The organism is Mammaliicoccus sp. G-M28, assembly GCF_022386595.1.
Lineage (GTDB): Bacteria > Bacillota > Bacilli > Staphylococcales > Staphylococcaceae > Mammaliicoccus > Mammaliicoccus fleurettii.
This window is the reverse complement of the sequence record NZ_JAJNIF010000003.1, coordinates 47,723-73,540: the sequence shown is the minus strand read 5'-3', so window position 1 is coordinate 73,540 and position 25,818 is coordinate 47,723. Positions and strand designations below refer to the sequence as shown.

Below are 25,818 nucleotides of genomic sequence, written 5' to 3'. Positions count from 1 at the left end.
CATTTATTTCTATTATGCATATATACTCATAACAAAGAAAAAGAAAAGTCTTTTAAACAAGACTTTTCTTTTCCATGTTTGTTATTAATCAATATAACTTCCTATATTACGATACTTTTTAAACCTATCTTCAACTAAACTTTCTGGAGATAATGTTTTTAACTCAGACATATGTTTGTTAATTGAAGTCTTTATAAGTGTTGCTTGGTTTTCTAAATGTTTATGTGCTCCACCAAATGGTTCTTTAACCACTTCATCTACAACCCCTAATTCAAATAAATCAGGAGCAGTAATTTTCATCGTTTCAGCTGCCATTTGTGCTAAACTTGAATCTTTCCATAATAATGCAGCTGCACCCTCAGGAGAGATTACAGAATACGTACTATTTTCAAGCATAAGTAAACGGTTCGTAACACCTAAACCAAGTGCCCCGCCGCTTCCACCTTCACCAATTACGATAGAAATAACGGGTACAGTTAATGAAGCCATTTCGATTAAGTTTTTAGCAATTGATTCACTTTGGCCACGTTCTTCAGCAGCTTTTCCTGGATACGCACCTTTTGTATCAATAAAGGTTATAATAGGACGGTTGAATTTTTCTGCTTGTTTCATTAATCTCAAAGCTTTACGATACCCTTCAGGATGTGCCATACCGAAGTTTCGGTAAATATTATCTTTCGTATCTTTACCTCTTTGATGACCAATAACTGTTACAGGTAATCCATTAAAATAAGCTAATCCACCTATTAATGCTGGATCATCTCTAAATGTACGATCGCCATGTAATTCTATAAAGTCATCAAATATATATGGAATATAATCTAGCGTTGTTGGTCTTTCTTGCAACCTAGCAACTTGTACTCTATCCCAAGGCTTTAAGTTTTTATATATTTGTTCTGTTTCTTTAGACAAAGTTGCTTCTAATATTTCAATTTCATCTAATAAATTAACACCATGCTTTTCTTGATAAGCTTTTAGAGATGCTATCTTCTCTTTAATCTCTTCTAAAGGTTTTTCAAATTCAAGCATTATCTCTCACCTCGTTGTGATGCATCTTAAGAACAGTACTTAATGTTTTGTACATATCTTTTCTATGTACAACTTTATCAAGTTGTCCATGATCTAGTAAAAATTCTGCCGTTTGGAAATCATCAGGTAGTTTTTCACTTATAGTTTGTTCAATGATTCTTCTACCTGCGAATCCAATTAATGCTTTTGGTTCTGCAAAATTTAAATCCCCTACAGATGCGAAACTAGCTGAAACGCCTCCTGTAGTTGGATGTGTCATATAAGAAATAAAAAGTAAACCTTTATCACTATGACGTTTGATTGAAACGCTTGTTTTAGCCATTTGCATAAGTGAAATTATACCTTCTTGCATCCGTGCACCACCACTTGCTGTAAATAATACAAATGGTAAATCATGATCTGCACAATAATCTACTATTCTACAAATTTTCTCTCCGACTACTGCACCCATACTACCCATTCTAAATCTGGAATCCATAACGCAAATACCATAAGGGATACCATCTATTGTTGTAACACCTGTCACAACAGCATCATTAAGACCTGTTTTTTGTCTATCTTTTTCAAGCTTATCTTCATATCCAGGAAATTCTAAAGGATTTGAAGCAGTCATACCGACATCGAATTCTTTAAACGCGTCTTCATCACTTACAGTTTTAATTCTGTCGTGAGCACTAAGCGCAATATGATGATCACAATTAAAACAAACATTTAAATTTTGTACGAGTTCTTTCGTATACATAATTTTTTTACATTTTGGACATTTAGTCATAATACCTTCTGGCACGTCATTATCTTTACTGTTTTGAACAGTTACATATTTTTTCTTTTTTTGGTTTCGATTGAACAAGTCTTTAAACATGTCACTATCCCCCTGATCTTATTTACAATTATCTCTTTCAAATCTATCACTATATTGAGAGAGTAGTTTCCAAATCATATACATAATTTGATTATTATTAGAAGAAACAAGTTCTTCTTTTGAATTTGTTTCGATGCTATTATGTTCTTCACAAAAATTTTCAATCATCCATTTAAGCTCATTTATTTCATCTAATTGAGATTCATTATGGATCAAAAACCTACCAATCAAATCAAAAAGTTGGTGTTGGTACATATCACTTAGAAATGTACCTTCACCTCTCCTAGTATGTATTACACCGAGAAGCTCTAATGCTCTAAGAGCTTCTCTTATACTTGAACGCCCGACATTAAGTGTCTCACTTAAAAATCTTTCAGAAGGTAGCTTTTCGCCCACTTGAATATTTTTTTCAACAATAATTGATTGAATTTGTTCGACAATCTTGATTAAACCTTTTTGCTTATTTTTATCCAATGTGGTGCCTCCTTCCCAAACTATGACAAGTCAGCTAATTCGTATGTTTTTCGCTCAATTTCATCTAAATCGACTTCAATACGTGCTACGCCTGATTCCATACCGGCTTTAGCTACAGCTCTTGCAACATAAGGTGCAACTCTTGCATCAAATGGACCAGGTATTACATAGTCTGAATTTAATTCATCTTCTGAAACTAAATTAGCAATGGCTTCTACAGCCGCTTGTTTCATTTCTTCGTTTATATGTGTTGCTCTAATATCTAAAGCACCTCTAAAAATACCAGGGAATGCTAATACATTATTAATTTGATTTGGAAAATCTGAACGTCCTGTGCCTATAACTTTTGCACCAGCTTCTTTTGCAATATTAGGCATAATTTCAGGAACCGGATTGGCCATAGCAAAAATAATTGGGTCCTCTGCCATAGTTTCAACTAATTCTTTTGTTAATGCGCCTTCTACTGAAACACCAACAAAAACATCAGCTTCTTTAATAACATCTTCTAGTTTTCCTTCGATTTTGTCTTTATTAGTCCATTTAGCCACAAAATCTTTTGTAGGATTCATTCCATAAGGACGATCTTCATAAATTGCACCTCTAGAATCACACATAATCATGTTTCTTACGCCATAACTATATAATAATTTTATAATTGCAATACCAGCAGCACCAGCGCCATTTAAGACTACTTTTATATCGGATAATTTTCTGTCAGTAATTTTGAGTGCATTTATTAATCCAGCCACTGTGACGATTGCAGTACCATGTTGATCATCATGAAATACAGGTATTTTAGTTTCTTTTTTAAGTCTCTCTTCAATTTCAAAACATCTAGGAGCTGAAATGTCTTCTAAGTTAACGCCGCCATAGTTAGGTTCTAATAGTTTAACTGTGTTTACAATTTCATCAACATCTGTCGTGTTTAATGCTATTGGTACGCCATCTACGCCTGCAAAGCTTTTAAATAATACTGCTTTACCTTCCATAACTGGAATACTTGCTTCAGGACCAATATCTCCAAGACCTAATACAGCAGTACCATCAGTAATAACTGCTACAGCATTTGATTTCATTGTATAGTCATATACTTTACGTACATCTTCATGTATATCTTTACATGGCTCAGCAACTCCCGGTGAATAAGCAAGGCTTAATTCCTCTTTATTAGTAACTTTAACCTTTGCGTAGACACCTAATTTACCTTGTTTTTCTTTGTGCATATATAGAGCATCGTCTCTTAGTGACAAAATGATCATCCCTTCATTTTATGTATCTATCCCTTTATTATACATGAAATTTTATTATTTAAATTAAGAAATTCTTCACAGTGGTCAGACCACCATGAAGAATACTATATCATAATTTATTTAATTAATAAAGACTATAAAAGTCGTACATTTTCATAACCTACTATATTTATAAATTCTTCAAAATCACCTTTATTCAAATTTAAATATCCAAGTGATTTTGAGGTAAAATCATCATCGTTAAAGTATGTTACTTTAATTTTACTTTCCTCTGATTTTGTTACCCATTCATCCAGACTTGTCACATTTCTAACCACAACTTCTTTAGTAGTTGCTAACTTTTCTTTTTTAAAGTCTTCTAACGTTTCTATACTATTAATAATGATTTGCATCTTTCCATTTCTTTTCTCAAACTTACCTTGAATAATAATTGGTACGTTTATAATTTCAGTTGTTTCAATTAGTTTATATGCATCTGGAAAAATAACACCTTCCACTTCATTTATACCATCAATTATATTTACAAAAGCCATATTTTGCCCTTTTTTAGTCCTAATTTTTCTTAATGAAGCAATCATGACTAACATAGGTACTTTTTCATTTTGTATTCTAATTGGATAAATAGATAAATATTGGAGTTGTTTGAATAATGATAGAATAGGATGTTCAGTCGCATAAAATCCTAAATATTCTTTTTCATATTCACTTTTCATAAGACTAGGCATTTCTTCAACTTCTTTGAATTCTTTTTTTACATTTAAGCCTAGTTCTGCAAGTAAATTATTGGCATCTCCAACTGACTCACTACTTTCATAAACATCGTCAATTGACTGTAACATGGTAGCTCTTGTTTGACCGAAAGTATCTAATGCACCTGAATAAATAAGTGATTGTATCATTTTTTTATTTTTCACTTTATTAGGAAGTCTATGAACAATATCATACATGTCTTTATATTTACCATTTGTCTTTCTTTCATCGACAATACTTTTGACACTTTGATAACCAACACTTTTTATTGCCCCAAGTGACGTGTAAATTCCGTCTGAAGTTGCTTTATAAAACCACTCACTATCGTTAATGGATGGTGGATAAATTTTAACACCTATTCTTTTCAATTCAGTTACCATTTGTTCAGTTTTCACTTCATTACCTACTACATTGGATAGTATAGAGGCATAAAAATAAGTAGGATAATGAACTTTTAAATATGTCATGATATATGCAATTTTACTGTAAGCTACAGCATGAGCTTTCGGATAACCGTAATCAGCAAATTTAAGAATTAAATCAAATATTTTTATTGCTGTTGATTCCTCGTACCCACGTTCTAAGCTTCCGTTAACAAAATGCTTTCTTTCATTTTCTAGTACTGCTCTATTTTTCTTACTCATCGCACGTCTTAGAATATCCGCTTCACCATAAGAAAATCCAGCAAATTTGCTTGCAATTTGCATAATTTGTTCTTGATAAATAATAACACCATATGTTGATTTCAATATACCTTCTAAATCTGGATGTAAGTATTCAATTTGTTCATTCTGTCTACGCCGTTTTATATAAGTGGGAATTTCTTCCATTGGGCCAGGTCTATAAAGAGAAGTTACGGCAACAATATCTAAGAAATGATCAGGCTTTAATCTTTTTAATACACTTCGAACGCCTTGTGATTCAAGTTGGAATATTCCTGTAGTTTCCCCTCTTGATAAAAGCTGAAAAACTTTAGCATCGTCGAAAGGTATTTCTTCAATATCTATATTTTTATTTTCTTGATATTTAACTTGATTAACGACTTGTTGAATAATAGATAAGTTTCTTAATCCAAGAAAGTCAATTTTCAGCAAGCCTATTTTTTCAGTTTCTGTCATTGTCCACTGTGTTAAAACACCCGTGTCACCCATCATAGTAGGAACAAATTGATGTAATGATTGGTCATTTATAATAATACCCGCTGCATGAGTAGACGTATGACGCGGTAATCCCTCAAGTTGTTTACTGAGTTCAAACCATTTTTCATGTAAATGATTTTGATTAACAAATTGCTTAAATTCTTCACTCTCATAAGCTTCGTTCAGTGTAATACCTAATTTATGTGGTATCAGTTTAGATATATAATTTAAAGTCGCATCATCAAACTGTAAAATTCTTCCTACATCTCTTGCCACCGCTCTTGCTTGTAAATGACCATATGTAACAATACCTGCTACTTTATTGTCTCCATATTTATTTTGTACATATTGAATTACTTTATCTCTTTTAGTATCTTGAAAATCAATATCAATATCTGGCATTGTTACACGCTCTGGATTTAAAAAACGTTCAAATAACAGATCAAACTCTATCGGATCAATCGTCGTTATATTTAAAATATAACTAACTAATGAACCTCCTGATGATCCACGTCCTGGTCCGACTAGTACATTTTGTTCTTTAGCATATTGAATCAAATCACTAACAATTAAAAAGTAATCAGCATAGCCCATTGAGACAATAATGTCATATTCGTATTTTAATCTTTTTTCATATTCTTCATTGAATTGTGGGTATCTTTCTTTATTAATCATTAACAATTCCCAAAGGTATTCATTACTTGTTTTATGCTCTGGTGTGTCAAATTTAGGTAATAAATCTTGATGATATGTAATTTCAACGTTACATTTTTGCGCTATCTCATCAGTATTTTCAATATATTCATTTGAAACATCTATATTCGGTAATTCTTTTTCAGATAAGAAATGTCTGTTTATATTCTTGTTAAAATCACTAATCGTTAATTTTTCATTATTTTTAATCGCTTTTAAACCAATCAAACTATCTCCGTCATCTTGATTCAAATATAATGCAGATTGTATATACACTTTTTTATGTGTTAATTCCGCACTAGAATTATGAGATAAATATTTATCATCATCATTAATTTGAATTGCTTGGAATAAATAGGCATTATCTGGGCTAAGTTGTTTTGCTATAATGATTAACCCATCAGAATAAGTATTCAACCACTCAACAGGCGTTGAAAACCGCTCTTTAAGAGAAATTGCTGATGATAGTTTAATTAAATTATGATAACCAATATTGTTTTTTGCTAATAAAACGCATTCAACTTGATTAAGTTGATCATCTAAATATACTGTTAATCCAATAATCGGCTTTATATTTACCTTTAAACATTCATCATAAAATTGTAATGCACCGTGCATAACATTTAAATCCGTTAAAGCTAGCGCTTGATAATTTTCATCTTTACCTTTTTCAACGACATCTGAAATTCTGATGCTTGAATTTAATAAATCATATGATGAATGAATATTTAAATGACTTACCATGCGCTACACCTCCTAAATTTCAGATTTAATATCTGCAGTTAATGCATCAAACTCTTCCCAACTATATACGGAGGCACCTGAAGCATTTGGATGTCCACCACCATTATACTTAGCAGCTATGTGATTGATTGTAATTCCTTTTGAACGTATTCTACATCTAATTTCTTTACCTTCATCGACAGCAAATACCCATGCTTTAAGTCCTTTAATATCTGCAACTGTATTTACAAATAATGAAGCTTCGTTAGGTTTTAAATTAAATTTTTCAAGAATGTCTTTCGTAATTTTTATAGAACAAAAGCCTTCACCATCATAATTGAAGTTTTGTAATATATAACCTTGAAAGTGTAATAACTCAGGTTCACGTTCACTTAATTGATTGAGTAGTCTATTACGTTCAAACTCTTGCGTCATCAATTGTGCTGCAACTTCCATAGTATGTGGTGTTGTGTTATCAAACAAGAATCTTCCAGTATCTCCAACAATACCTAAATATAAAACTCGGCTTGCTCGCTCACTTACATTTGAGTCATTCAAATTCCATGAATGATTTAAATCAAAGATTATCTCACTAGTCGATGATGCATTTGTATTAACGAAATTAATATCACCATATGAATCAACTGGTGGATGATGATCTATTTTAATTAGTTCTGAACCTTTGTTAAATCGTTCATCATCAATTCTAGGTGAATTAGCTGTATCACATACAATCACTAGTGCACCATTATAAGTATCATCAGATATTTCATCTAAATCACCTATAAATTCTAAAGTAGGTTCTGATTGCCCTACTGCATATATATTCTTTTCTGGAAAAGTATCTTGTAATATATATTTCAATCCTAACTGTGAACCGTATGCATCAGGATCCGGTCTCACATGTCTATGTATTATAATTGTTTCATATTGCTTAATTTTATTTAATATTTCTTCCATTGTTATCCTTCTTTCTTTATATTTACTTATATTTTATTAATTGATATAATTCGATTTGGTAGGAGGAATAAATCATGTCACCTGAAATTATGTCCACATTTGTTGCTTTAGCAGTAACAATTATGATTCTAGCTTTAATATTTGCAATTTTAAATCTTGCGCGTTCATTTAGAACAAAACGCGATGTTAGAAAAGCCTATCATAAAGCTCGCTCTAGATTTTATTTCGGTATATTTATGATAGCATTTGCAGTTGATCAAGTATTTTTATTTCCAACTTTAGTAACGTATATCATTGTAATCGTATTATTATTCTTTGGTATTTTGAATCTTACTTATGGTTATAAAGCAAGCAAATACTTTAAAGGCAACTTACCCATTGAAAATAAAGCTTGGGAAGAGTTCGAACAAAAAAAGCATAACTAATTTCTTTAAAAGCGTTGTATTTATAACGCTTTTTTATTTTTCGAAAATTTGACACATAAGTAAAGCTTTGGCAACTGTTGCACTTCCACTAACCATAGTCACTTCAAATTTAGCAAATAATCTTCCGATATCTAAAGTAGAGATTTTCACTTCGACTTCATCATCTATTTGAACAGTCTTTAAATAATAAATATCTATATGTTCAATCATAATTTCAGATTTTTTCATTTTTCGTATTTCATAACGTAATGCTTCTTCAATGACAGCAATATATACAGATTTCGTCATCATACCAAATTGATTTGTAAGTTGTGGCGATATATTTACAACAACATTTCCATTAACCATCGTTATTTGTTTCGCAATTTGGTCATGAATTGTTTCTCCAATTTGTGGTTGTTTACTCATTAACTGCATAGTCTTTAATACATCTTCTCTTGATATAATACCAATCAATTCTTTAGAACTAGAAACAACTGGTAACAATTCTATACCTTCCCAAATCATGAGATGCGCACAGGTTGCAATCGTTGTATTCAAATGTGCAACTATAGGTGATTTAGTCATTAATGGTTTAATACTTCTATCTAGTTCTTCATTCACAATGTCTTTACTTGTCAAGATACCCACAACTTTCGATTCACTGTCAATTACAGGAAAACGTGTGTGAGAAGTAAGTTGGGATAATTCATTCCAATCTCTTACTTTTTGCGTGTCATCAAGATGAGAAGTTGATTCTATAGGTATCATAATATCTTCGACCATTAGAATTTCTTTCTTAATCATTTGATCATAGATGGCTCTATTAATAACATTTGCTACTAAAAAAGTGTCGTAATTTGAAGAAATAATTGGTAGTTCAAATTCATTAGCATATTCAATAATTTCTTCATTTGCTTCAAACCCACCAGTAATTAGTACTGCCGAACCTCTCTTTAAAGCTTCCAATTGAACATCAGCGCGGTTACCCACTATAAGCAATGTATTTTTAGTTAAATATTTTACTACATCATTTAACTCCATTGCGCCAATAGCAAATTTGGATAATGTTTTATACAACCCTTGCTTTCCGCCTAATACTTGACCATCTACTATTTTAACAATTTCGTTAAAAGTTAAATTCTCAATTTGTTCTCTAGACTTACGCTCAATTCTAACAGTACCAACTCTATCAATTGAAGCTACGAGCCCTTTGTTGTCCGCTTCTTTTATTGCTCGATAAGCAGTACCTTCTGAGACATTTAAATCTTTGGCTATCTGCCTGACAGAGATTTTATGTCCAACAGATAACGACTCAATGTACTTTATAATTTGTTCATGTTTCGTCATGTTTATACCCTCTATCAAATTTAATGAATTACTTTCTATTATACATTTTTGAGTGGTTAAATGATATGTTTACAAAAGAAAAGTGGTTGCGTTTATATGCAACCACTTCTAATCTCTATTTTATAATTCGACGTATTCTCCTGCTTTTAGAATACTTACTTCAGATGACGTAACAGCCTTTTCAAACTCTTTAGGATCTTGCTTAATATAATCAAATGTATCGTAATGTATTGGTACTACTTTTTTAGGTTTAATAAATTCATTAATTGCATAACTTGCATCATCAATTCCCATCGTGAAATTATCGCCAATAGGAATGAAACATAAATCAACTGGATGTCTATCTGCAATTAATTTCATATCGCTAAATAATCCTGTATCTCCTGTATGGTAAATCGTTCCAGCTTCAGTTTCTAATACAATCCCTGCTGGCATACCTAAATACACAATTTCACCATTTTCTTCTGTAATACTATTACTATGAAATGCTTGAACGTATTTAACTTTACCAAATTTGAATTCAACATTGCCTCCAATATTCATTGGATGTAAGTTTTCAAGATTATATTTATTTGATAAATAATCAATCGCTTCTGGGAAAGCAATTACTGTTGCACCAGTTCTTTTTGCAATGCTAGCAGTATCACCTAAATGATCTCCATGACCATGAGTTAAAATAATATAATCGACCTCTACTTCATCTGCTGTTAAATCTGACATTGGATTTCCAGTAATAAATGGATCCACAATCACTTTTTGTCCTTTACTCTCAAAATAGATTACTGATTGTCCATGAAATGATACTTTCATGACTTTCCCTCCTCAAATTGTCTTTTCCATATGTTATATACCCTAAATTTGAATTTATGAATCAAGAAGTCTAAAATAATAATGTAAGAAAGAGAAGCGGGAGGCATAATAATGAAACATAATGAAATTACAACATTTTTAAAAGAAAAAGGTGTAGATGCGGCATGGATAACAACTCCATTAAACATTTTTTATTTAACGGGTTATTTATCTGAGCCTCATGAACGATTATTTAGTTTATTAATTACTAAAGATGGTGACGAAACTTTATTTTGTCCAAAAATGGAAGTAGAAGAAGCTAAGAACGCTGGTTTCAAAGGCAATATCGTTGGTTATTTAGATACTGAATCACCTTTTGATATAATCGAGCAACAATCTTATAAAACATTTGCAATAGAATCTGAACATTTATCTGTTAAAAGACTTCGTGAAATTGAAAAAGCTTTTAACGTAGAAACAATTGTCGATATTGATCAAGTATTAAAAGATATTAGAAATGTTAAAACAGATAATGAAATTGAAATGTTACAAGAAGCGGCTAAATATGCAGATTTAGCTATTCAAGCTGGTGTTGAAAAGTTAGAAGAAGGTATTTCTGAAATAGAAGTATTAAATCATATCGAAACAACGATGAAACAACATGGCATTTCAAAAATGAGCTTCGATACTATGGTATTGTTTGGCGACCATGCTGCTGCTCCGCATGGTACACCTGGAGATAGAAAGTTAAAAGACAATGAATATGTGTTATTTGATTTAGGTGTAATTTATAAAGGTTACTGTTCAGACATAACTAGAACAGTTCCATTCGGTACACCATCAGAAAAAGCTAAAGAAATTTATAATGTTGTACTTAATGCAAACAAACAAGCTATAGACATGATAAAACCTGGTGCTAAAATTTCAGACTGCGATAAAGTAGCAAGAGATATTATTAGTAATGCAGGTTATGGTGAATACTTCCCTCATAGACTAGGACATGGACTCGGATTAAGTGTTCACGAATTCCCTGACATCTCTAGTACAAATAAGGATGAATTCCAAGAAGGTATGGTATTAACAGTAGAACCAGGTATTTACGTTCCTACAGTTGCCGGCGTTAGAATTGAAGATGATATTGTCGTAACTAAAGACGGACATAAAATTTTGACTGGATATAAAAAATGATCAAAGAAGCTTGCGTAGAAACAATTACTCAAATAAATAACGCTATTAAAAACGGTGCTAACAGAATAGAACTTTGTGATAACCTTTCAGTAGGTGGCACAACGCCAAGCTATGGAATGGTAAAAATAGCAGTAGAACTTTGTCATCAAAACAATGTCGAAGTTGCAGTTATGATTAGACCACGTGGCGGAGATTTTAATTATGATTACTTTGAATACGAAATAATGAGACAAGACATCATACAATTAAAAGAATTAAATGTTGATGCCTTTGTATTTGGTTGCTTAGACGAAAACGAACACTTAGATGAATGGAAAATGCAGTCTTTAAAAGAAGCATGTGGTGTAATACCAGCCGTTTGTCATATGGCATTTGATTCCATCAATCCGTACAACCAACTTAAATCATTAGATTGGTTAATCAACCAACAATTTACTCGTTTATTAACACATGGCGGACCAAGTGACACTTCAATATTCGATAACGTAAACCATCTCGGCAAATTGTTAATCCATTCAAAAGGAAACATAACAATCATGCCAGGTGGCGGACTAAATAAAGATAATTTATCAGCATTAACAGAAGATATCCCATTTGATGAAGTCCACGGTACGAAAATAGTATAAGTATTAATATAAATCCGCATCTCATTAAGGTATGAGATGCGGATTTTAGTGTGTTATGGCATGAGATGATTACACTTCTCTCGACTTGTGTCACCATGGGCATCCTTAGTTACACTTCTTTCCACTTGTGTCACCATGGGCATCCTTAGTTACACTTCTTTCCACTTGTGTCACCATAGCTATCCTTAGTTACAATTCTACTGACTTGTGTCACCATGGGCATCCTTAGTTACACTTCTACTGACTTGTGTCACCATGGCTATCCTTAGTTACACTTATACAGATTTGTGTCACCATGGGCATCCTTAGTTACACTTCTCTCGACTTGTGTCACCATGGGCATCTTTAGTTACACTTCTCTCGACTTGTGTCACCATGGGCATCCTTAGTTACACTTCTCTCTACTTGTGTCACCAAGAGCATCCTTAGTTACACTTCTTTAGACTTGTGTCAGCAAGAGCATCCTTAGTTACACTTCTTTAGACTTGTGTCAGCAAGAGCATCCTTAGTAACACCTCTCTCGACTTGTGTGAACATAAACACTGATATTCATAATATTCACTAAAAAACTAAACTTAGATTTTTTCATATTATTCTATATAAAATCTTTTATTTCGCACATTTTGACTTTTAAAATGTTTTTGACACACTCTTCTAACTGTATGAGCTTGTACTGGTTGACACCACTCTATTGCCTCTTTTAATTTAAATGGCTTTCTTTTGATTATAAAAAGTTCTTGTAAGTTAGAATAAATAATATTTTCACTATTTAAATGTTCCTTACAATAATAGCAAAAATATTTTCTTTGAAACTTACTAAAAGATATCGTGTACATTTTTCTACATTTTGGACATCTTAATCCTGATGCTACTTTATCTTTTACTAAAGCAATATTCTTATGATAATATGTCGAATGGATTGATTCAAATTGTTTCAATATAGTTAAAATCACTTCATTATCTAATTCGTGATGGGTATCAATGATTTTAAAAAGTTGGGGAATTTCATGAAGAAGTATAATATTTGGTGGTCTTTCTCCGACTAGATTAAAGTGAGGGTTTGTAAATATAATAAATGTTTGTATTTCTCTGCTAATACCCGTTTTATTTAAAATATTTTGTACTTCTTTTTTTATCTTAGCTACTTGTAGCATTGGTGAATGATATTTCTGTCCATTTGAACTTTTAATATAATCATCTTCAAAGAACCATTCATTACTATAATGCTTAATTTCGAAAATAAAAATTTTCTCTGATGCTGCAACCAAAAAATCAATTTGTACATGATTTGACACACTTATTTCAAAGTTACTTATATATTTGATATTTTCTATTGTATCTAAAACTGACTTAAAGTACTTTTCTCCTTCATCTCCTAATTGGTCAACATACATATCTTTTCTTTGCTCTATTGAAAAATTTGTTCTTCCTTCTAAAGCTCTTAAATAAATTTTATAGTCTTTACTATTCATTTGCTCACCTTTCTCGTCGTTGTTATAAGTAAATCAATAAAATTACATACAAATTATAGTTGCTGATATTTATTTTCTCAAGCTGCAAAAAAACAAAAAAAACCTGTCTCAGGCTTTAGAGAGACAGGATTTTTTCAATTTCTGCTTATTTTAATATTTCTTGATATGGTGTGAATTCTTTATCAAAAGCTTTAGCTACTTCTTCATAAGTTAATTTACCATGAATTGTGTTTAAACCTTTTGCTAGTGCTTCATTATCTTGACATGCTTTTACATAGCCTTTGTTTGCTAATTGAATTGCATATGGTGTAGTTGCATTATTTAATGCAATTGTAGATGTTCTTGGAACTGCTCCTGGCATGTTAGCAACTGCATAATGTACTACGTCATGTTTTACGTATGTTGGATCATCATGTGTTGTAATTCTGTCTGAAGTTTCGAATGATCCACCTTGGTCAATTGCGATATCTACTAAAACTGAACCTGGTTTCATTTTTTTAACCATATCTTCAGTTACAAGTTTCGGGGCTTTTGCTCCTGGAATAAGTACTGAACCAATAACTAAATCACTTTCAACTACTGCTTCTTCAATATTTAAAGGTGATGACATCATTGTTTGAACACTTGCACCAAATAAATCGTCTAATTGTTGTAAACGTGTTGGATTTAAGTCAATAATTGTTACGTCTGCGCCAAGTCCAACTGCCATTTTAGCAGCATTTGTACCAGCTTGTCCTCCACCAATTATTGTAACTTTACCGCGTTTAACACCTGGAACACCAGATAATAGTATACCAATTCCACCATTAGTTTTTTGAAGAAATTGCGCGCCGATTTGTGTCGACATTCTACCTGCAACTTCACTCATTGGAGCTAATAATGGTAATGAACGATTGCTTAACTGTACAGTTTCGTAAGCTATTGATGTAACTTCTTTTTCTAATAATGCGTTAGTTAAAGACTCTTCTGCTGCTAAATGTAAGTATGTAAATAAAATTAAATCTTTTTTGAAAAATTGATATTCTTCTTTGAGTGGTTCTTTAACTTTCATAACCATATCTACATTCCAAGCTTGTTCTTGACTAACAATTTCTGCGCCAGATTGTTTATAATCTTCGTCAGTGAATTGTGAACCAATTCCAGCTTCTGTCTCAACTTTAACTACATGATTTTGTGCGATTAAACTAGCTACGCCACTAGGTGTTAATGCCACCCTATTTTCATTATTTTTAATTTCTCTTGGTACCCCTATAATCATTTTACATTCCTCCTTGATTCAATCTTAACGCCACTAATTTGAAAGCGCAATCATTATTATTCAGTTTTTATATTATCTTTATTTTCTAAATTTTCAAATAATTATTACTGCATTTATACTTTAACATATTTCTCATAAAACTGTTCAATATTTCCTTTTATTTAAAAGTTTATAATGTTATTTTTTCAGAAAATTATGATATAATTAAACAAAAGAACTAGGAGGCGGTTTTTATGTTAAGTTACAAAAATATTTTAATAGCTGTAGATGGTTCAACTGAGTCAGAATGGGCATACAACAAAGCTGTGGCAGTCGCTAAACGTAATGATGCAAAATTAACAATCGTCAATGTTGTAGATTCTCGATCTTATGCAAGTGTCGAGGCTTACGATACTCAAATAGTAAATAAAGCTACTAGCTTTGCTGAAAGTTTACTATCTGGATATAAAGAATTCGCTGAAAAAAATGGCGTTTCTAATGTAGCAACTAAACTTGAATTTGGTTCACCAAAAACAGTTATTCCTAAAAAACTAGCAATAGATTATGATGTAGACCTTATTATGTGTGGTACTTCAGGCTTAAATGCTGTTGAACGATTTATCGTAGGTTCAGTTTCTGAATCAATCGTGCGAAATTCACCTTGTGACGTTCTAGTTGTTAGAACAGAAACAATGCCAGATGACTTCGAACCTATTGTAGCTACACAAGAATTATTTGATGAACACCATGAAAGTAAATAATTCTTATAATATAAAAAAGCGTTCAGTATAACCGAACGCTCAGATTGTAGACAAACTGAACTTAAATTAATAAGTTCAGTTTGTTTTTTGTTTTAATAAGTATGTTTTATTAAATTTAAGCTTAAACTGCGTTTAAACTAGGTTGTTCTTTTGCATCGCCAAATTGTCTTTCTACTGTTTGACTTCTTAATTTATATGCTTTTTTAATTGTATCTATAAACCTTAAATCTTCGATTATGTCTAAATCATCTTGCCAAACATGTCTACGGATTTCTCTAATATAGGTTTTGTTTTCCGTACATTTATTTAACATAGAATCAACTCCTAAATAAAATTTCATCTATATTATAAAATAATGTGCTAATATTTGGTGTTTTTTTGCGCTGACTCCTGCGCGAAAAGCATGATTCGAAGACTACAGGCTGAGAACATGCCCGCGGAAAGCATGCGCATAAAAAAATGCCGGCAAAGTCTAAGACTTTGTCGACACTCTGAAACGTTCAGTATAACTGAACGCTTATATTTATTTATTATCTACATTTTGATTTTTTAAATTTTGTTTGTTTTCTTGTTTTTGTTTTCTAGATTGTTCTTTAGCCACTCTTCTCGTTACTATTCTGACTAAACGCATTAACGCTCTCTCTGGTCTCATAAATATCCTCCTCAAAATAGACATTAATTAGTTATATCCAAACAAGATAACTTTAAACATTTATATATTTACTTTTAGTGCGGTTTTCACTAAAAAATTCGCATAAAAAAACTGTCAACAAAGTCTCATACTTTATTGACAGTTTAAGAACGACACAAATTGTGAAGTTCTTTAATATATTAACCTAAGTTACCGAATTTCAATACATCACGTGCAATCATGACTTCTTCATCTGTTGGAATTACAATTACTTTAACTGGTGAATGTGGATAATTGATAAATGCTTCTTCACCATGTAATCCAGTGTTTAGGCGTTGATCCCAATAAACACCCATAAACTCTAATCCTTCTAATACTTTAGCACGTACAGTATCAGAGTTTTCACCAACACCTGCTGTAAATACAATTGCATCTAAGCCGTGCATTCTTGTTGCATATGAACCCATATATTTATGAATTCTAGATGCGAATACATCCAATGCTAATTTAGCACGTTCATTACCTTCATTTGCATCTTGCTGAATATCTCTTAAGTCACTAGATGATCCTGAGATACCAAGAAGACCAGACTCTTTGTTAAGAATATTTAATACTTCTTCTGCATTTTTACCTGTTTTTTCCATTATATATGGAATTAACGCTGGGTCAAGGTTACCTGAACGTGTACCCATCGTAACACCTGCTAAAGGTGTGAAGCCCATTGATGTATCTACAGATTTACCGCCATCAATAGCTGCAATAGAAGCACCATTACCGATATGACAAGAAATAATTCTAAGTTGATCTAATGGACGATCTAATAATTCAGCTGCTCTTTCTGATACATATTTATGACTTGTTCCATGGAAACCATATTTACGAATACCATAATCTTTATAGAAATGATATGGCAAACTATATAAATATGATTCTTCAGGCATAGTCTGGTGGAATGATGTATCAAATACAGCAACATGTGGAATACTTGGTAATAATTTTCTGAATGCTTTAATACCCATTAAATTGGCTGGATTGTGTAATGGTGCTAAATCAGTTAATGTTTCGATTTTAGCCAATACGTCATCTGTAACAAGTGCAGATTCAGGGAATAGTTCCCCACCATGTACAACACGATGTCCTGTACCTTGAATATCATTGATGTCATTAATAATATTATGTTCTTTCAATGCATCTAACATAATATTTACTGCAACATCATGATTTTCTATATCTAATGTTTCAGTTATTTTTTCTCCATTTACAGAAATTGAGAAAATTGAATTTTTTAACCCGATACGCTCGATTAACCCTTTAGTGATAACTTTTTCATCTGGCATTTCAAATAATTGAAATTTTAAAGATGAGCTACCGGCATTAATTGCTATTATTTTTGTCATTTAGACTTCCTCCTGATAATACTTTTCTATACTATTTAAACACTAATACAGTTATGAATCAAGCATTAACACAGTTTATGAAGAATGATTTTTTTCCATCCATTCATCTACTTCAGATAAAAACGTTTGCAATTGTGATTGTGCCTTAAAGTCAGGAATATTAGCAAGCAATACCTCTACACTCTTAGTATTTCCTTGATCTTTCTTTTGTAGGATCAATAGTGATTTACGTGACTGTTCTGTTTTGAATAATGAGTTAGGGAAATTCAAGAATGCTTGCATTTCTGTCTCTGTTGCAATATATTTTTGCAACTGTTTCACTTCTTCACCTTCAAATAATTTTGTAGGAACTATTAAAAAGACATATCCCCCAGGCTTAGTTGCAGTTACAGCTTGCTCTAATAATAAATAATGACTATAACTATGACCTTCACTAAAACCTAATTTCATTTCTTTACTACGCTCATCAACAGGATAATAGCCTACTGGTAAGTCACCAACTATTACATCTGCTTCCTCTAATGGTAAAGGCATAATCGCATCTTGTGGATATACATCAAATGGTATTTCTAAAAAGTTAGCTAAATGAATGCTTACACGTTGTAAAACTGGATCTACTTCAATTAAATGATGCATAACTGTTTTTTCTTGGTTTTGTTCATTAATTGTTGCACTTAAATGTCCAGTACCACTTGCGATATCTACTATATTTAGTGATTCTCTATTTTTATTAAATAAGTTTACAAGATAACTTAAAATAAACCCGATTGAATCAGGCGTCATTTGATGATTCGGTTGAATAACTTCTTCTTTTAATAAACTTAAATAAGCAAATTGGAATGCTTTTCTACGTTCTTGTAAAGTAGATTGTTCTAACAAATCTCTTTGGTTCGTATAAATTTCTTCCATTGCTAATCCTAAATTTTCAATATAGCTTTGGCCATTTTCGTCATGGAGGTCTTTACTTTTTACATCAAGTTTTTCAAATAATATTTCCATTATATTCTTTTCTTCAGTCATAATTGCCCTCTTTCGTATAAAAAGCTGTCCAATCTAATGGACAGCGATTTATGGTTGTTAATTAGTTTAAATTTCTAAAAGCTTCTAAAGCTTTATCATAGTCAGGATGGTTAGTACCTTCACTCACTACTTCAGCGTAAACTACTTTATTATCTTTGTCCAAAACAAATACTGAACGAGCTAATAAACGAAGTTCTTTCATTATAACACCAAAGTTTTCACCGAATGATAAATCACGGTGGTCACTTAATGTAACAACATTTTCTAAACCTTCAGCTGCACACCATCTTTTTTGTGCGAATGGTAAGTCATTAGATATCGTTAAGATAACTCCATCTTGTTCATTTGCAGCATCTTCGTTGAATTTACGAGTTTGTTGACTACAAACTCCTGTATCTAAAGAAGGTACGGCACTAATAAGTTTCTTTTTACCTTCATAGTCTTTTAAAGTCTTTTCAGATAAATCATTTGCTAATACAGTAAAATCTGGTGCTACTGAACCTACTGTAACTTCCTTGCCTAATATTGTAACTGGTTCATTCTTGAATGTAACTTGCGCCATTAAAAAAAGCCTCCTTATTCTTGATAAATATATTTTATCATGATTAAAGAGACTTTAAAATTTTTTTGTTTATAACATGCTTATCTTGTAGCCTTTTGGAAGTCGTTTCTTAGTTGAATATATTTATTTTTAAGCACTACTGTCTCACCAAAATAGTCGTGAATACCTTTATGTTTTTTATTAAAAGCTACAACTAAATATGGTATTCCTAATAATGCACCTGATATAATTCTTCCAATCCACTCTCTAAATAGTACATCTTTCAACTTCAGCGATTTTGCATCTTCTCTGTATACACTTAATCCTAGAATCATTTTACCGAGTGTTGCTTTAAAATAATATGTCATAAGTACAAAATATAAATAAAATATTAAGGCACTTACTATATTTCCAACGCTAAAGTATGGCACAAATAAATATTCATTTTTAATTTGTGTTAATGCAAATAGAGGACTTAACACTATTCCTTTAAAACCTGCTAAAGCCAATATATCAATGATATAAGCTAAAAATCTAACCCAGAATCCTGCAAATACGATGGATTTTATATCAGACATGTGTTTATTAACTGTACGCTCAATAACACTTTGTTCACGAGTTGTAGCGACTTGTTCGTAACTTGCTTCAGTCATTTAAAATCCCTCCTTACTCACCATACAAGTACATAGGTTGTGGTGATTTATTTGCTTTAACTAAAGATTCATATTTACTTAAATCATCTAAGCCCATCATAGAAGATATTTTACTTTTAGCTCCCATTGGGAAGTTTAAGAATCCTGATGATGTATCATAAGTTACGACTTGTGCATTTTTAGATTTAATATCACTTCTTAAGTCTTTAATTGCATCATCTTCATAACCAATCTCATCAATTAATCCATTTGATTTAGCTTGTTGTGCAGAATAAATTCTACCGTCAGCTAATTTTTTAACTTCAGATTCAGACATATGTCTACCATCTTTAATAACATCTACAAATTGTTTGTAGCTATCATCAATGATTGATTGCATAATATTACGTTCTTCTTTAGTCATATCTTTCATTGGATTTAATATTTGTTTATGCTTACCAGATGTTACGGATTCATCTTTAACACCTAAGTCATTGGCTAAATCTGCGTAATTTATACTTGAAATAATAACACCTAAAGAACCAGTTAATGTTTGAGAACCTGCATATATTTTATCTGCTGGTGTTGAGATATAATAACCACCTGAGGCAGCCATATTCTTCATTTGAACATATACTTTTTTATCTTTGGCTTTTATTTCTTCTAATTTTTTATGTATTTCATCACTCTCATATGTTCCTCCGCCTGGAGAATTCACTTCTAGTAGTACACCTTTAACGCTTTTATCTTTCTTGATTTTATCAAGTTGTTTTAAAAATGCTTGATGGTTATATCCTCCATCACTGAATAGTGATTCTTCCGCACCTGTATCTTGAATTGTACCATTCACAGATAATTTTACGATTTTATTACTACTATCACTACCAGATTGAACCGACTCGCTAATGCCATCTGAATCTGTCACAGTTTTTTTCCATGAATCATCCAAAAATATGCCAACAGTACTGACAACAATACCACCTACCACAAGAATAACAGCGATGATAATAGCAATAATTCTTTTAGACATAGTATCTTCCTTTCTATTTTAAATATTTACATTTATAATAATAACAGACTTTAATAATAACTGTAACTTTTGGGAGGAACAAATTATGGCAACAAAAAAACATATTTACTTATTCACTTCAAAAGATAGCGATGTCTTAGAGACTCGAAAAAAAATACAAAACCAAATGGAACCACATGGCTTTGAATTTGTATCAAATTATGATGATGCAGACATTATTGCTTCAATTGGTGGCGACGGTAGTTTCCTTCAAGCATGTAGAAAAACAAATTTCAACAAAGATAAAGTTTATATTGGAATAAAAACAAGATTAGATCAAAATTATTTATATGTTGATTTTAGCGTTGATGATATACCACATTTAATTAAATCAATAGATTCCGAAGAAGTTATGGTAAGAAAATACCCAGTACTAGAAGTAAATTTAAACAATCAAATGTCTTATATGTGTTTAAATGATTTTTACATTAAATCTAGCGTTATCAAGCCAATGAAGATGGAAATATTTATAGATGATGAATACTTCGAGGCATTTAACGGAGATGGATTATTGATATCTACACCAACTGGATCTACAGGTTATAATAAATCTTTAGATGGCGCAATTATAGATCCTAAAATAAGAAGTATGCAATTAACAGAAATTGCATCATTAAATAATAATAACTTTAGAACAGTAAGTAGTTCTGTTGTATTAGGCGATACAAGAACACTTAAAATTTCACTTGATAAAGAAGGCAATTATTATCCAATCATGGGTCTAGATAATGAAGCACTAAGTGTACAAGAAACTGATTTTATAAGCCTTAGAATTAAAGATAAATATATAAGAACACTTAAATTACCTCAAAATTCATTTTGGAGCAAAGTTCAAAGAAAATTCTTATAAAATTTTATAATTTCGTTCGTGCATGCTTGCCTATTTTTTATACAATCTTACGATTTTGTTCGTGCATGCTTGATTATTTTTTATACAATCTTACGATTTCGTTCGTGCATGCTTGCCTAGGGGTATGGTTCGAGCCTGTAGTCTCTCACTCATACTATTCCCTCAGGCGTCAGCACTTCACAAAATCGTTGAAATTATCTATTTTAATACAAAGATTAGAGGCTGAGACAAATAAATTGTCTCAGCCTCTAAGTTATAGAATAACTAAATTTGCACTAATTGGGAAAAATGTAAGCATGGATAGCTATATTTACACTAATCTATAGAAATGTAAGCATGAGTACCTATATTTACACAAGTCTAAGGAAGTGTAATCATGAGTACCTATAATTACACTAATCTATAGAAGTGTAAGCATGGATAGCTATATTTACACTAATCTATAGAAATGTAAGCATGAGTACCTATATTTACACTAGTCTAAAGAAGTGTAATCATGGGTACTTATATTTACACAAGTCGGAAGTAGTGTGAATGATTTTCACAAAAAATAAGAGCAGAAATTCAATTTTAATAATGAATTTCTGCTCTTTTTAATTTTCTAAGGCATTTATGCTCACGCTCTTTACATGAAATGACTATTAACGTAGTCGTATACATTTTTAAGTATTAATAGAATTGTGACTACTATAAATAAGACTTTTACATAGGATACACCTTTTCTTATAGCAAATGTAACTCCTAAATATGAACCGACTACCATAGCTGCTGCCATGCTGAATCCATAAATATAATTCACTTGTCCTAATATCATAAATAAAAGTAAAGCGCCTAGATTGGAAGCTAGATTTAAAAATTTAGCATTGCCTGCTGCATGTAAATAATCCAGACCGATTAATAACAACATAAATAAAAAGAATGATCCGGTACCTCCACCTAAAAATCCATCATAATATCCGATTACTATAACACCTACTATGAATAAGATAGCTTTTTTAAGTGATAATTTCTTATATTTATTGATATCTCCCCAATCTTTTTTAACAATTGAGTAAACAGTCACTAATGCTAATATTATAATTGCGAGTGGTTTTAAATATTCTGGTGGTAAATATGTAGCAGTAATCGCACCAAATATTGAACCGACAAAACTTAATGGAAACAATTTTCCTACTATATCAAAATCTACTTTTCTAGCTTTTATAAACTTCATTGTACTCGTAAACGTTCCAAATGAACTTGCTAATTTATTTGTACCTAAAGCTGTTGCTGGATCCATACCTACAGCTAATAATGCTGGTAAAGAAATAAGTCCTCCTCCACCAACTACGGAATCTATAAATGATGCTATTAAACCAAATAAAATAATAATAAGTAAAATATTTAAATCAAATTCCATCTGGACATCTCCTCTACTTTAATGATAGCGACATCCCAACGTCATTATTAAAGTAGTTCATCCATCCACTCATCTTTTTGTTGCTGTATATCATCATGTTTAGAAATTGTAATTGTTTCTACATTTTTTACCGCTTCTTCGATTAATGGACCAAAATCAAATTTAGACTCAAAATATTCAACTTTTTCAAGTTTAGGATTTGTTTTTGGATTTTTTGGTGTAAATATTGTACAGCAATCTTCAAATGGTTGTATTGATAATTCAAATGTATTTATTGCTTTAGCTTTTTTAACGATGTCTTCTTTATCAAAAGTAAGTAACGGTCTTAAAATTGGCATAGATGTCACGCTATTGATTGCATACATACTACCTAAAGTTTGACTTGCAACTTGTCCAAGATTTTCACCATTGACGATTGCAAGTGCACCAATTTCATGCGCTACTTTTTCAGTTACTCTTAACATCATTCTTCTAGTACTCGTCATAGTAAAACTTTCTTCGACTACTTTATGAATTTGTTTTTGTAATTCTGTAAAAGGAACAATATGTAGTTTGATGTCTCCAGTTAAATTTGCAAGTTGCTTTGTTAAATCAATAACTTTTTGTTTCGCTTGTTCGCTTGTATATGGGGGACTATGAAAATGTATAGCTTCAATCGTCACGCCTCTTTTCATTACTTCCATTCCTGCTACTGGTGAATCAATTCCACCTGAAAGCATAAGTAATGTTTTACCACCCGTTCCTACTGGCAATCCTCCTACTCCTTCGAGTACTCGGTTATACATATAAATGGCATCTTTACGTACTTCAACTTTAATTTTATGATCAGGTTGTTTAACATTTACTGTTATATTTTCAGTGTTTTGAAGAACGTGTCCTCCTAGTTCTTGTTGCAGTTGAAATGTATCTAGTTCAAATGTTTTATCTGCTCTTTTTACATCAATTTTAAAAGTATCACCATCATTGAAATCCTCAGCAAACTTTATAGCAACTTCTTTCATAATGTCCAATTCTTTTTCAATTCTTATTATTGGACTTACTGAGTGTACGCCGAACACTGTTTGGATACGACTCATCATTTCTTCAATATCTGAACCTTCATGTACATCTATATACATTCTGTCACGATTAGCACGTACTTTATAACCTTGAAGTGGCATTAATCTACTTTTAATATTTGCTTTTAATTTATTAACGAACATATTTCTATTACCTGTCTTAAGGGTCAATTCCCCATATCTAACCAATATGTGATCATAATTCATATTTTAATAACTCCTTTACCTCATTATATACTTTGTCAAAGGCATCTTTAAATGCTTCTATTTGTTCGTTTGTTAAATCTGGTGCAATGCTTATTCTTATACTTCCTTCAATTATATTATTGCTTAGCCCCATAGCTTTCAATGTTTCATTATGAGAACTTTTTTTGGAAGAACATGCACTTGTAGTGGATAAATAAATTTCATATTTAGAAAATGCGTTAACTAATACTTCTCCTTTAACTCCTGGAAACGATACATTCAATATATATGGTGCAGCATCTATAGGAGAATTAATTAAAACCCCTTCATACTGATCAATAAATTGACGTATTTCTTTTCCTTTTTCAGTTAATAATTTAATATTACTATCCATTTGAGCATTCATTTGTCGCATTGCTTTTGTTAAAGCAATATTCACGGGAGCATTTACTGTACCACTTCTAATACCATACTCTTGTCCACCACCAAAAATAATTGGCTGAATCGTTTTTGCTTGCTTAAAGGCTAAAATACCAGAGCCTTTTAGTCCATGAAATTTATGCGCACTTAAACTATAGCTATCTACTAAATTAATATTTAAATTAACTTTACCAAATCCTTGAACACCATCTACGTGAAAATGTACTTTTGGATAGTCTTTTAAAATATTACTGATTTCTTCAATTGGTTGAATTTGTCCCATTATATTATTCACATGCATACACGTTACAAGTACAACGTCATCGTTAAGTAATTTTTTCAATGATGTAATATCTAACTTTCCATTCTCTAACGTGTTGATATATAGTAGGTTAAAACCTTGTTCTTCTAGTGCTCTCATAGTTTCTAGAACAGAAGGATGTTCAATTTTTGTAGTTAAAATTGTTTTACCAAACCTTTTCTTCGCTTGAGCCATACCTTGCAATGCTATATTATTTGATTCAGTCGCACCGCTCGTAAAAATGATGTCAAACTTATCGTTTAAGTTTAAGTACTGTTTTATATTATCTCTAGCTTTATCAATTAAATGAGCAATTTTCACACCTGCTGTATGAGGACTGTTCGGATTAAAAAAATATTGTGTATTCATTTGAATATATGATTGAATAACGTCCTCATTAGGTTTCGTAGTTGCAGCATTATCAAGATATATCATACTGTCACCTCTTTTTTTCATTATATAATGATACCATAAGTCATTTGCTATAGATATACTTATTAGCTCACAAAAGCATGTAGATAACATTTAGGGGCTGAGTAAATTCGTAGAATTCTTCATTAGGTATCGTTTCAACAATTTGATTTACAAAATGCGCAATATCATTTTT

General features: G+C 31.5%; 25 protein-coding genes. 5 read left to right on the top strand and 20 right to left on the bottom strand.

Features of this window, described 5'->3' with window-relative positions; all coding sequences use genetic code 11:
• Positions 1 to 84 precede the first annotated feature (84 nt).
• From LQ609_RS04085 to LQ609_RS04060, 6 genes are all read right to left on the bottom strand, one after another.
• The gene (locus LQ609_RS04085; protein WP_078356409.1) at positions 85 to 1,029 is read right to left on the bottom strand and encodes an acetyl-CoA carboxylase carboxyltransferase subunit alpha; all 945 of its coding nucleotides are present in this window, start codon (positions 1,027 to 1,029) and stop codon (positions 85 to 87) included.
• On the bottom strand, positions 1,022 to 1,891 hold the full coding sequence (accD, locus tag LQ609_RS04080) for an acetyl-CoA carboxylase, carboxyltransferase subunit beta (protein ID WP_078356408.1): 870 nt from the start codon (positions 1,889 to 1,891) through the stop codon (positions 1,022 to 1,024). The genes LQ609_RS04085 and accD overlap by 8 nt, the downstream gene beginning before the upstream one ends.
• An 18-nt stretch (positions 1,892 to 1,909) precedes the next feature.
• Positions 1,910 to 2,365: a FadR/GntR family transcriptional regulator gene (locus LQ609_RS04075; RefSeq protein WP_078356407.1), complete on the bottom strand. Its 456-nt coding sequence runs from the start codon at positions 2,363 to 2,365 to the stop codon at positions 1,910 to 1,912.
• 20 nt (positions 2,366 to 2,385) lie between these two features.
• A complete protein-coding gene (gene ystJ / locus LQ609_RS04070) occupies positions 2,386 to 3,615 on the bottom strand; it encodes an NADP-dependent malic enzyme (protein WP_078356406.1) in 1,230 nt (409 codons plus the stop codon).
• 134 nt (positions 3,616 to 3,749) lie between these two features.
• Positions 3,750 to 6,941: a DNA polymerase III subunit alpha gene (locus LQ609_RS04065; protein ID WP_239734354.1), complete on the bottom strand. Its 3,192-nt coding sequence runs from the start codon at positions 6,939 to 6,941 to the stop codon at positions 3,750 to 3,752.
• 12 nt (positions 6,942 to 6,953) lie between these two features.
• Positions 6,954 to 7,880 carry a DHH family phosphoesterase gene (locus tag LQ609_RS04060; RefSeq protein WP_078356404.1) on the bottom strand — a complete coding sequence of 309 codons (927 nt, stop codon included), beginning with the start codon at positions 7,878 to 7,880 and terminating at the stop codon, positions 6,954 to 6,956.
• 74 nt (positions 7,881 to 7,954) lie between these two features.
• Between LQ609_RS04060 and LQ609_RS04055 the strand changes: the two genes are divergently transcribed.
• Positions 7,955 to 8,305 carry a YtpI family protein gene (locus LQ609_RS04055; RefSeq protein ID WP_078356403.1) on the top strand — a complete coding sequence of 117 codons (351 nt, stop codon included), beginning with the start codon at positions 7,955 to 7,957 and terminating at the stop codon, positions 8,303 to 8,305.
• A gap of 33 nt (positions 8,306 to 8,338) precedes the next feature.
• On the opposite strand, the gene LQ609_RS04050 is transcribed toward LQ609_RS04055, so the two are convergent.
• Together LQ609_RS04050 and LQ609_RS04045 are read right to left on the bottom strand one after the other, a co-directional pair.
• Positions 8,339 to 9,634, bottom strand: coding sequence for a DRTGG domain-containing protein (locus LQ609_RS04050; RefSeq protein WP_115337343.1), 1,296 nt, complete (start codon positions 9,632 to 9,634; stop codon positions 8,339 to 8,341).
• Positions 9,635 to 9,754: 120 nt separating this feature from the next.
• Positions 9,755 to 10,444: a metal-dependent hydrolase gene (locus LQ609_RS04045; RefSeq protein ID WP_078356401.1), complete on the bottom strand. Its 690-nt coding sequence runs from the start codon at positions 10,442 to 10,444 to the stop codon at positions 9,755 to 9,757.
• A 111-nt stretch (positions 10,445 to 10,555) separates the two neighbouring features.
• Here LQ609_RS04045 and LQ609_RS04040 point away from each other — a divergent pair, with 111 nt between their 5' ends.
• Both LQ609_RS04040 and LQ609_RS04035 read left to right on the top strand, forming a co-directional pair.
• Positions 10,556 to 11,611 (top strand): M24 family metallopeptidase, encoded by a 1,056-nt coding sequence (locus tag LQ609_RS04040; RefSeq protein ID WP_088368987.1) that lies wholly within the window; start codon positions 10,556 to 10,558, stop codon positions 11,609 to 11,611.
• Complete coding sequence (locus LQ609_RS04035; protein WP_078356399.1) at positions 11,608 to 12,237, top strand: copper homeostasis protein CutC; 630 nt, start codon at positions 11,608 to 11,610, stop codon at positions 12,235 to 12,237. The genes LQ609_RS04040 and LQ609_RS04035 overlap by 4 nt, the downstream gene beginning before the upstream one ends.
• Before the next feature lie 590 nt (positions 12,238 to 12,827).
• Here LQ609_RS04035 and LQ609_RS04030 read toward each other — a convergent pair.
• Complete coding sequence (locus LQ609_RS04030; RefSeq protein ID WP_208143739.1) at positions 12,828 to 13,709, bottom strand: nuclease-related domain-containing protein; 882 nt, start codon at positions 13,707 to 13,709, stop codon at positions 12,828 to 12,830.
• Between the two features lie 145 nt (positions 13,710 to 13,854).
• Positions 13,855 to 14,967, bottom strand: a complete 1,113-nt coding sequence (ald, locus tag LQ609_RS04025) for an alanine dehydrogenase (protein ID WP_208143738.1) — start codon at positions 14,965 to 14,967, stop codon at positions 13,855 to 13,857.
• A 233-nt stretch (positions 14,968 to 15,200) separates the two neighbouring features.
• On the opposite strand from ald, the gene LQ609_RS04020 reads away from it, so the two are divergent.
• A complete protein-coding gene (locus LQ609_RS04020; protein ID WP_107510073.1) occupies positions 15,201 to 15,707 on the top strand; it encodes a universal stress protein in 507 nt (168 codons plus the stop codon).
• Positions 15,708 to 15,828: 121 nt separating this feature from the next.
• Here LQ609_RS04020 and LQ609_RS04015 read toward each other — a convergent pair whose 3' ends face one another.
• The 7 genes from LQ609_RS04015 to sppA form a co-directional block, all read right to left on the bottom strand.
• Positions 15,829 to 16,020 carry a hypothetical protein gene (locus LQ609_RS04015; protein ID WP_208143737.1) on the bottom strand — a complete coding sequence of 64 codons (192 nt, stop codon included), beginning with the start codon at positions 16,018 to 16,020 and terminating at the stop codon, positions 15,829 to 15,831.
• Positions 16,021 to 16,230: 210 nt separating this feature from the next.
• The gene (locus LQ609_RS12685; protein ID WP_256681917.1) at positions 16,231 to 16,359 is read right to left on the bottom strand and encodes a hypothetical protein; all 129 of its coding nucleotides are present in this window, start codon (positions 16,357 to 16,359) and stop codon (positions 16,231 to 16,233) included.
• Between the two features lie 179 nt (positions 16,360 to 16,538).
• The gene (locus tag LQ609_RS04010) at positions 16,539 to 17,735 is read right to left on the bottom strand and encodes an acetate kinase (RefSeq protein ID WP_078356395.1); all 1,197 of its coding nucleotides are present in this window, start codon (positions 17,733 to 17,735) and stop codon (positions 16,539 to 16,541) included.
• Between the two features lie 75 nt (positions 17,736 to 17,810).
• Positions 17,811 to 18,755: a class I SAM-dependent methyltransferase gene (locus LQ609_RS04005; protein ID WP_078356394.1), complete on the bottom strand. Its 945-nt coding sequence runs from the start codon at positions 18,753 to 18,755 to the stop codon at positions 17,811 to 17,813.
• Positions 18,756 to 18,816: 61 nt separating this feature from the next.
• Positions 18,817 to 19,317: a thiol peroxidase gene (tpx, locus tag LQ609_RS04000; RefSeq protein WP_078356393.1), complete on the bottom strand. Its 501-nt coding sequence runs from the start codon at positions 19,315 to 19,317 to the stop codon at positions 18,817 to 18,819.
• Between the two features lie 80 nt (positions 19,318 to 19,397).
• Complete coding sequence (locus LQ609_RS03995; RefSeq protein WP_078356392.1) at positions 19,398 to 19,949, bottom strand: RDD family protein; 552 nt, start codon at positions 19,947 to 19,949, stop codon at positions 19,398 to 19,400.
• A 13-nt stretch (positions 19,950 to 19,962) separates the two neighbouring features.
• Positions 19,963 to 20,958 (bottom strand): signal peptide peptidase SppA, encoded by a 996-nt coding sequence (sppA, locus tag LQ609_RS03990; protein WP_078356391.1) that lies wholly within the window; start codon positions 20,956 to 20,958, stop codon positions 19,963 to 19,965.
• An 85-nt stretch (positions 20,959 to 21,043) separates the two neighbouring features.
• Between sppA and LQ609_RS03985 the strand changes: the two genes are divergently transcribed.
• Complete coding sequence (locus LQ609_RS03985; RefSeq protein WP_239734353.1) at positions 21,044 to 21,847, top strand: NAD kinase; 804 nt, start codon at positions 21,044 to 21,046, stop codon at positions 21,845 to 21,847.
• Between the two features lie 625 nt (positions 21,848 to 22,472).
• Here the strand turns inward: LQ609_RS03985 and LQ609_RS03980 are convergent.
• Genes LQ609_RS03980 through LQ609_RS03970 form a run of 3 tightly spaced genes read right to left on the bottom strand, consistent with a single transcriptional unit; the run spans position 22,473 to position 25,646 of the window.
• The gene (locus LQ609_RS03980; RefSeq protein WP_107510079.1) at positions 22,473 to 23,246 is read right to left on the bottom strand and encodes a sulfite exporter TauE/SafE family protein; all 774 of its coding nucleotides are present in this window, start codon (positions 23,244 to 23,246) and stop codon (positions 22,473 to 22,475) included.
• Positions 23,247 to 23,293: 47 nt separating this feature from the next.
• Positions 23,294 to 24,511 carry a tRNA uracil 4-sulfurtransferase ThiI gene (thiI, locus tag LQ609_RS03975; protein WP_078356388.1) on the bottom strand — a complete coding sequence of 406 codons (1,218 nt, stop codon included), beginning with the start codon at positions 24,509 to 24,511 and terminating at the stop codon, positions 23,294 to 23,296.
• Positions 24,501 to 25,646 carry a cysteine desulfurase family protein gene (locus LQ609_RS03970; protein WP_239734352.1) on the bottom strand — a complete coding sequence of 382 codons (1,146 nt, stop codon included), beginning with the start codon at positions 25,644 to 25,646 and terminating at the stop codon, positions 24,501 to 24,503. Before LQ609_RS03970 ends, thiI begins: the two co-directional genes overlap by 11 nt.
• Between the last annotated feature and the right edge of the window lie 172 nt (positions 25,647 to 25,818).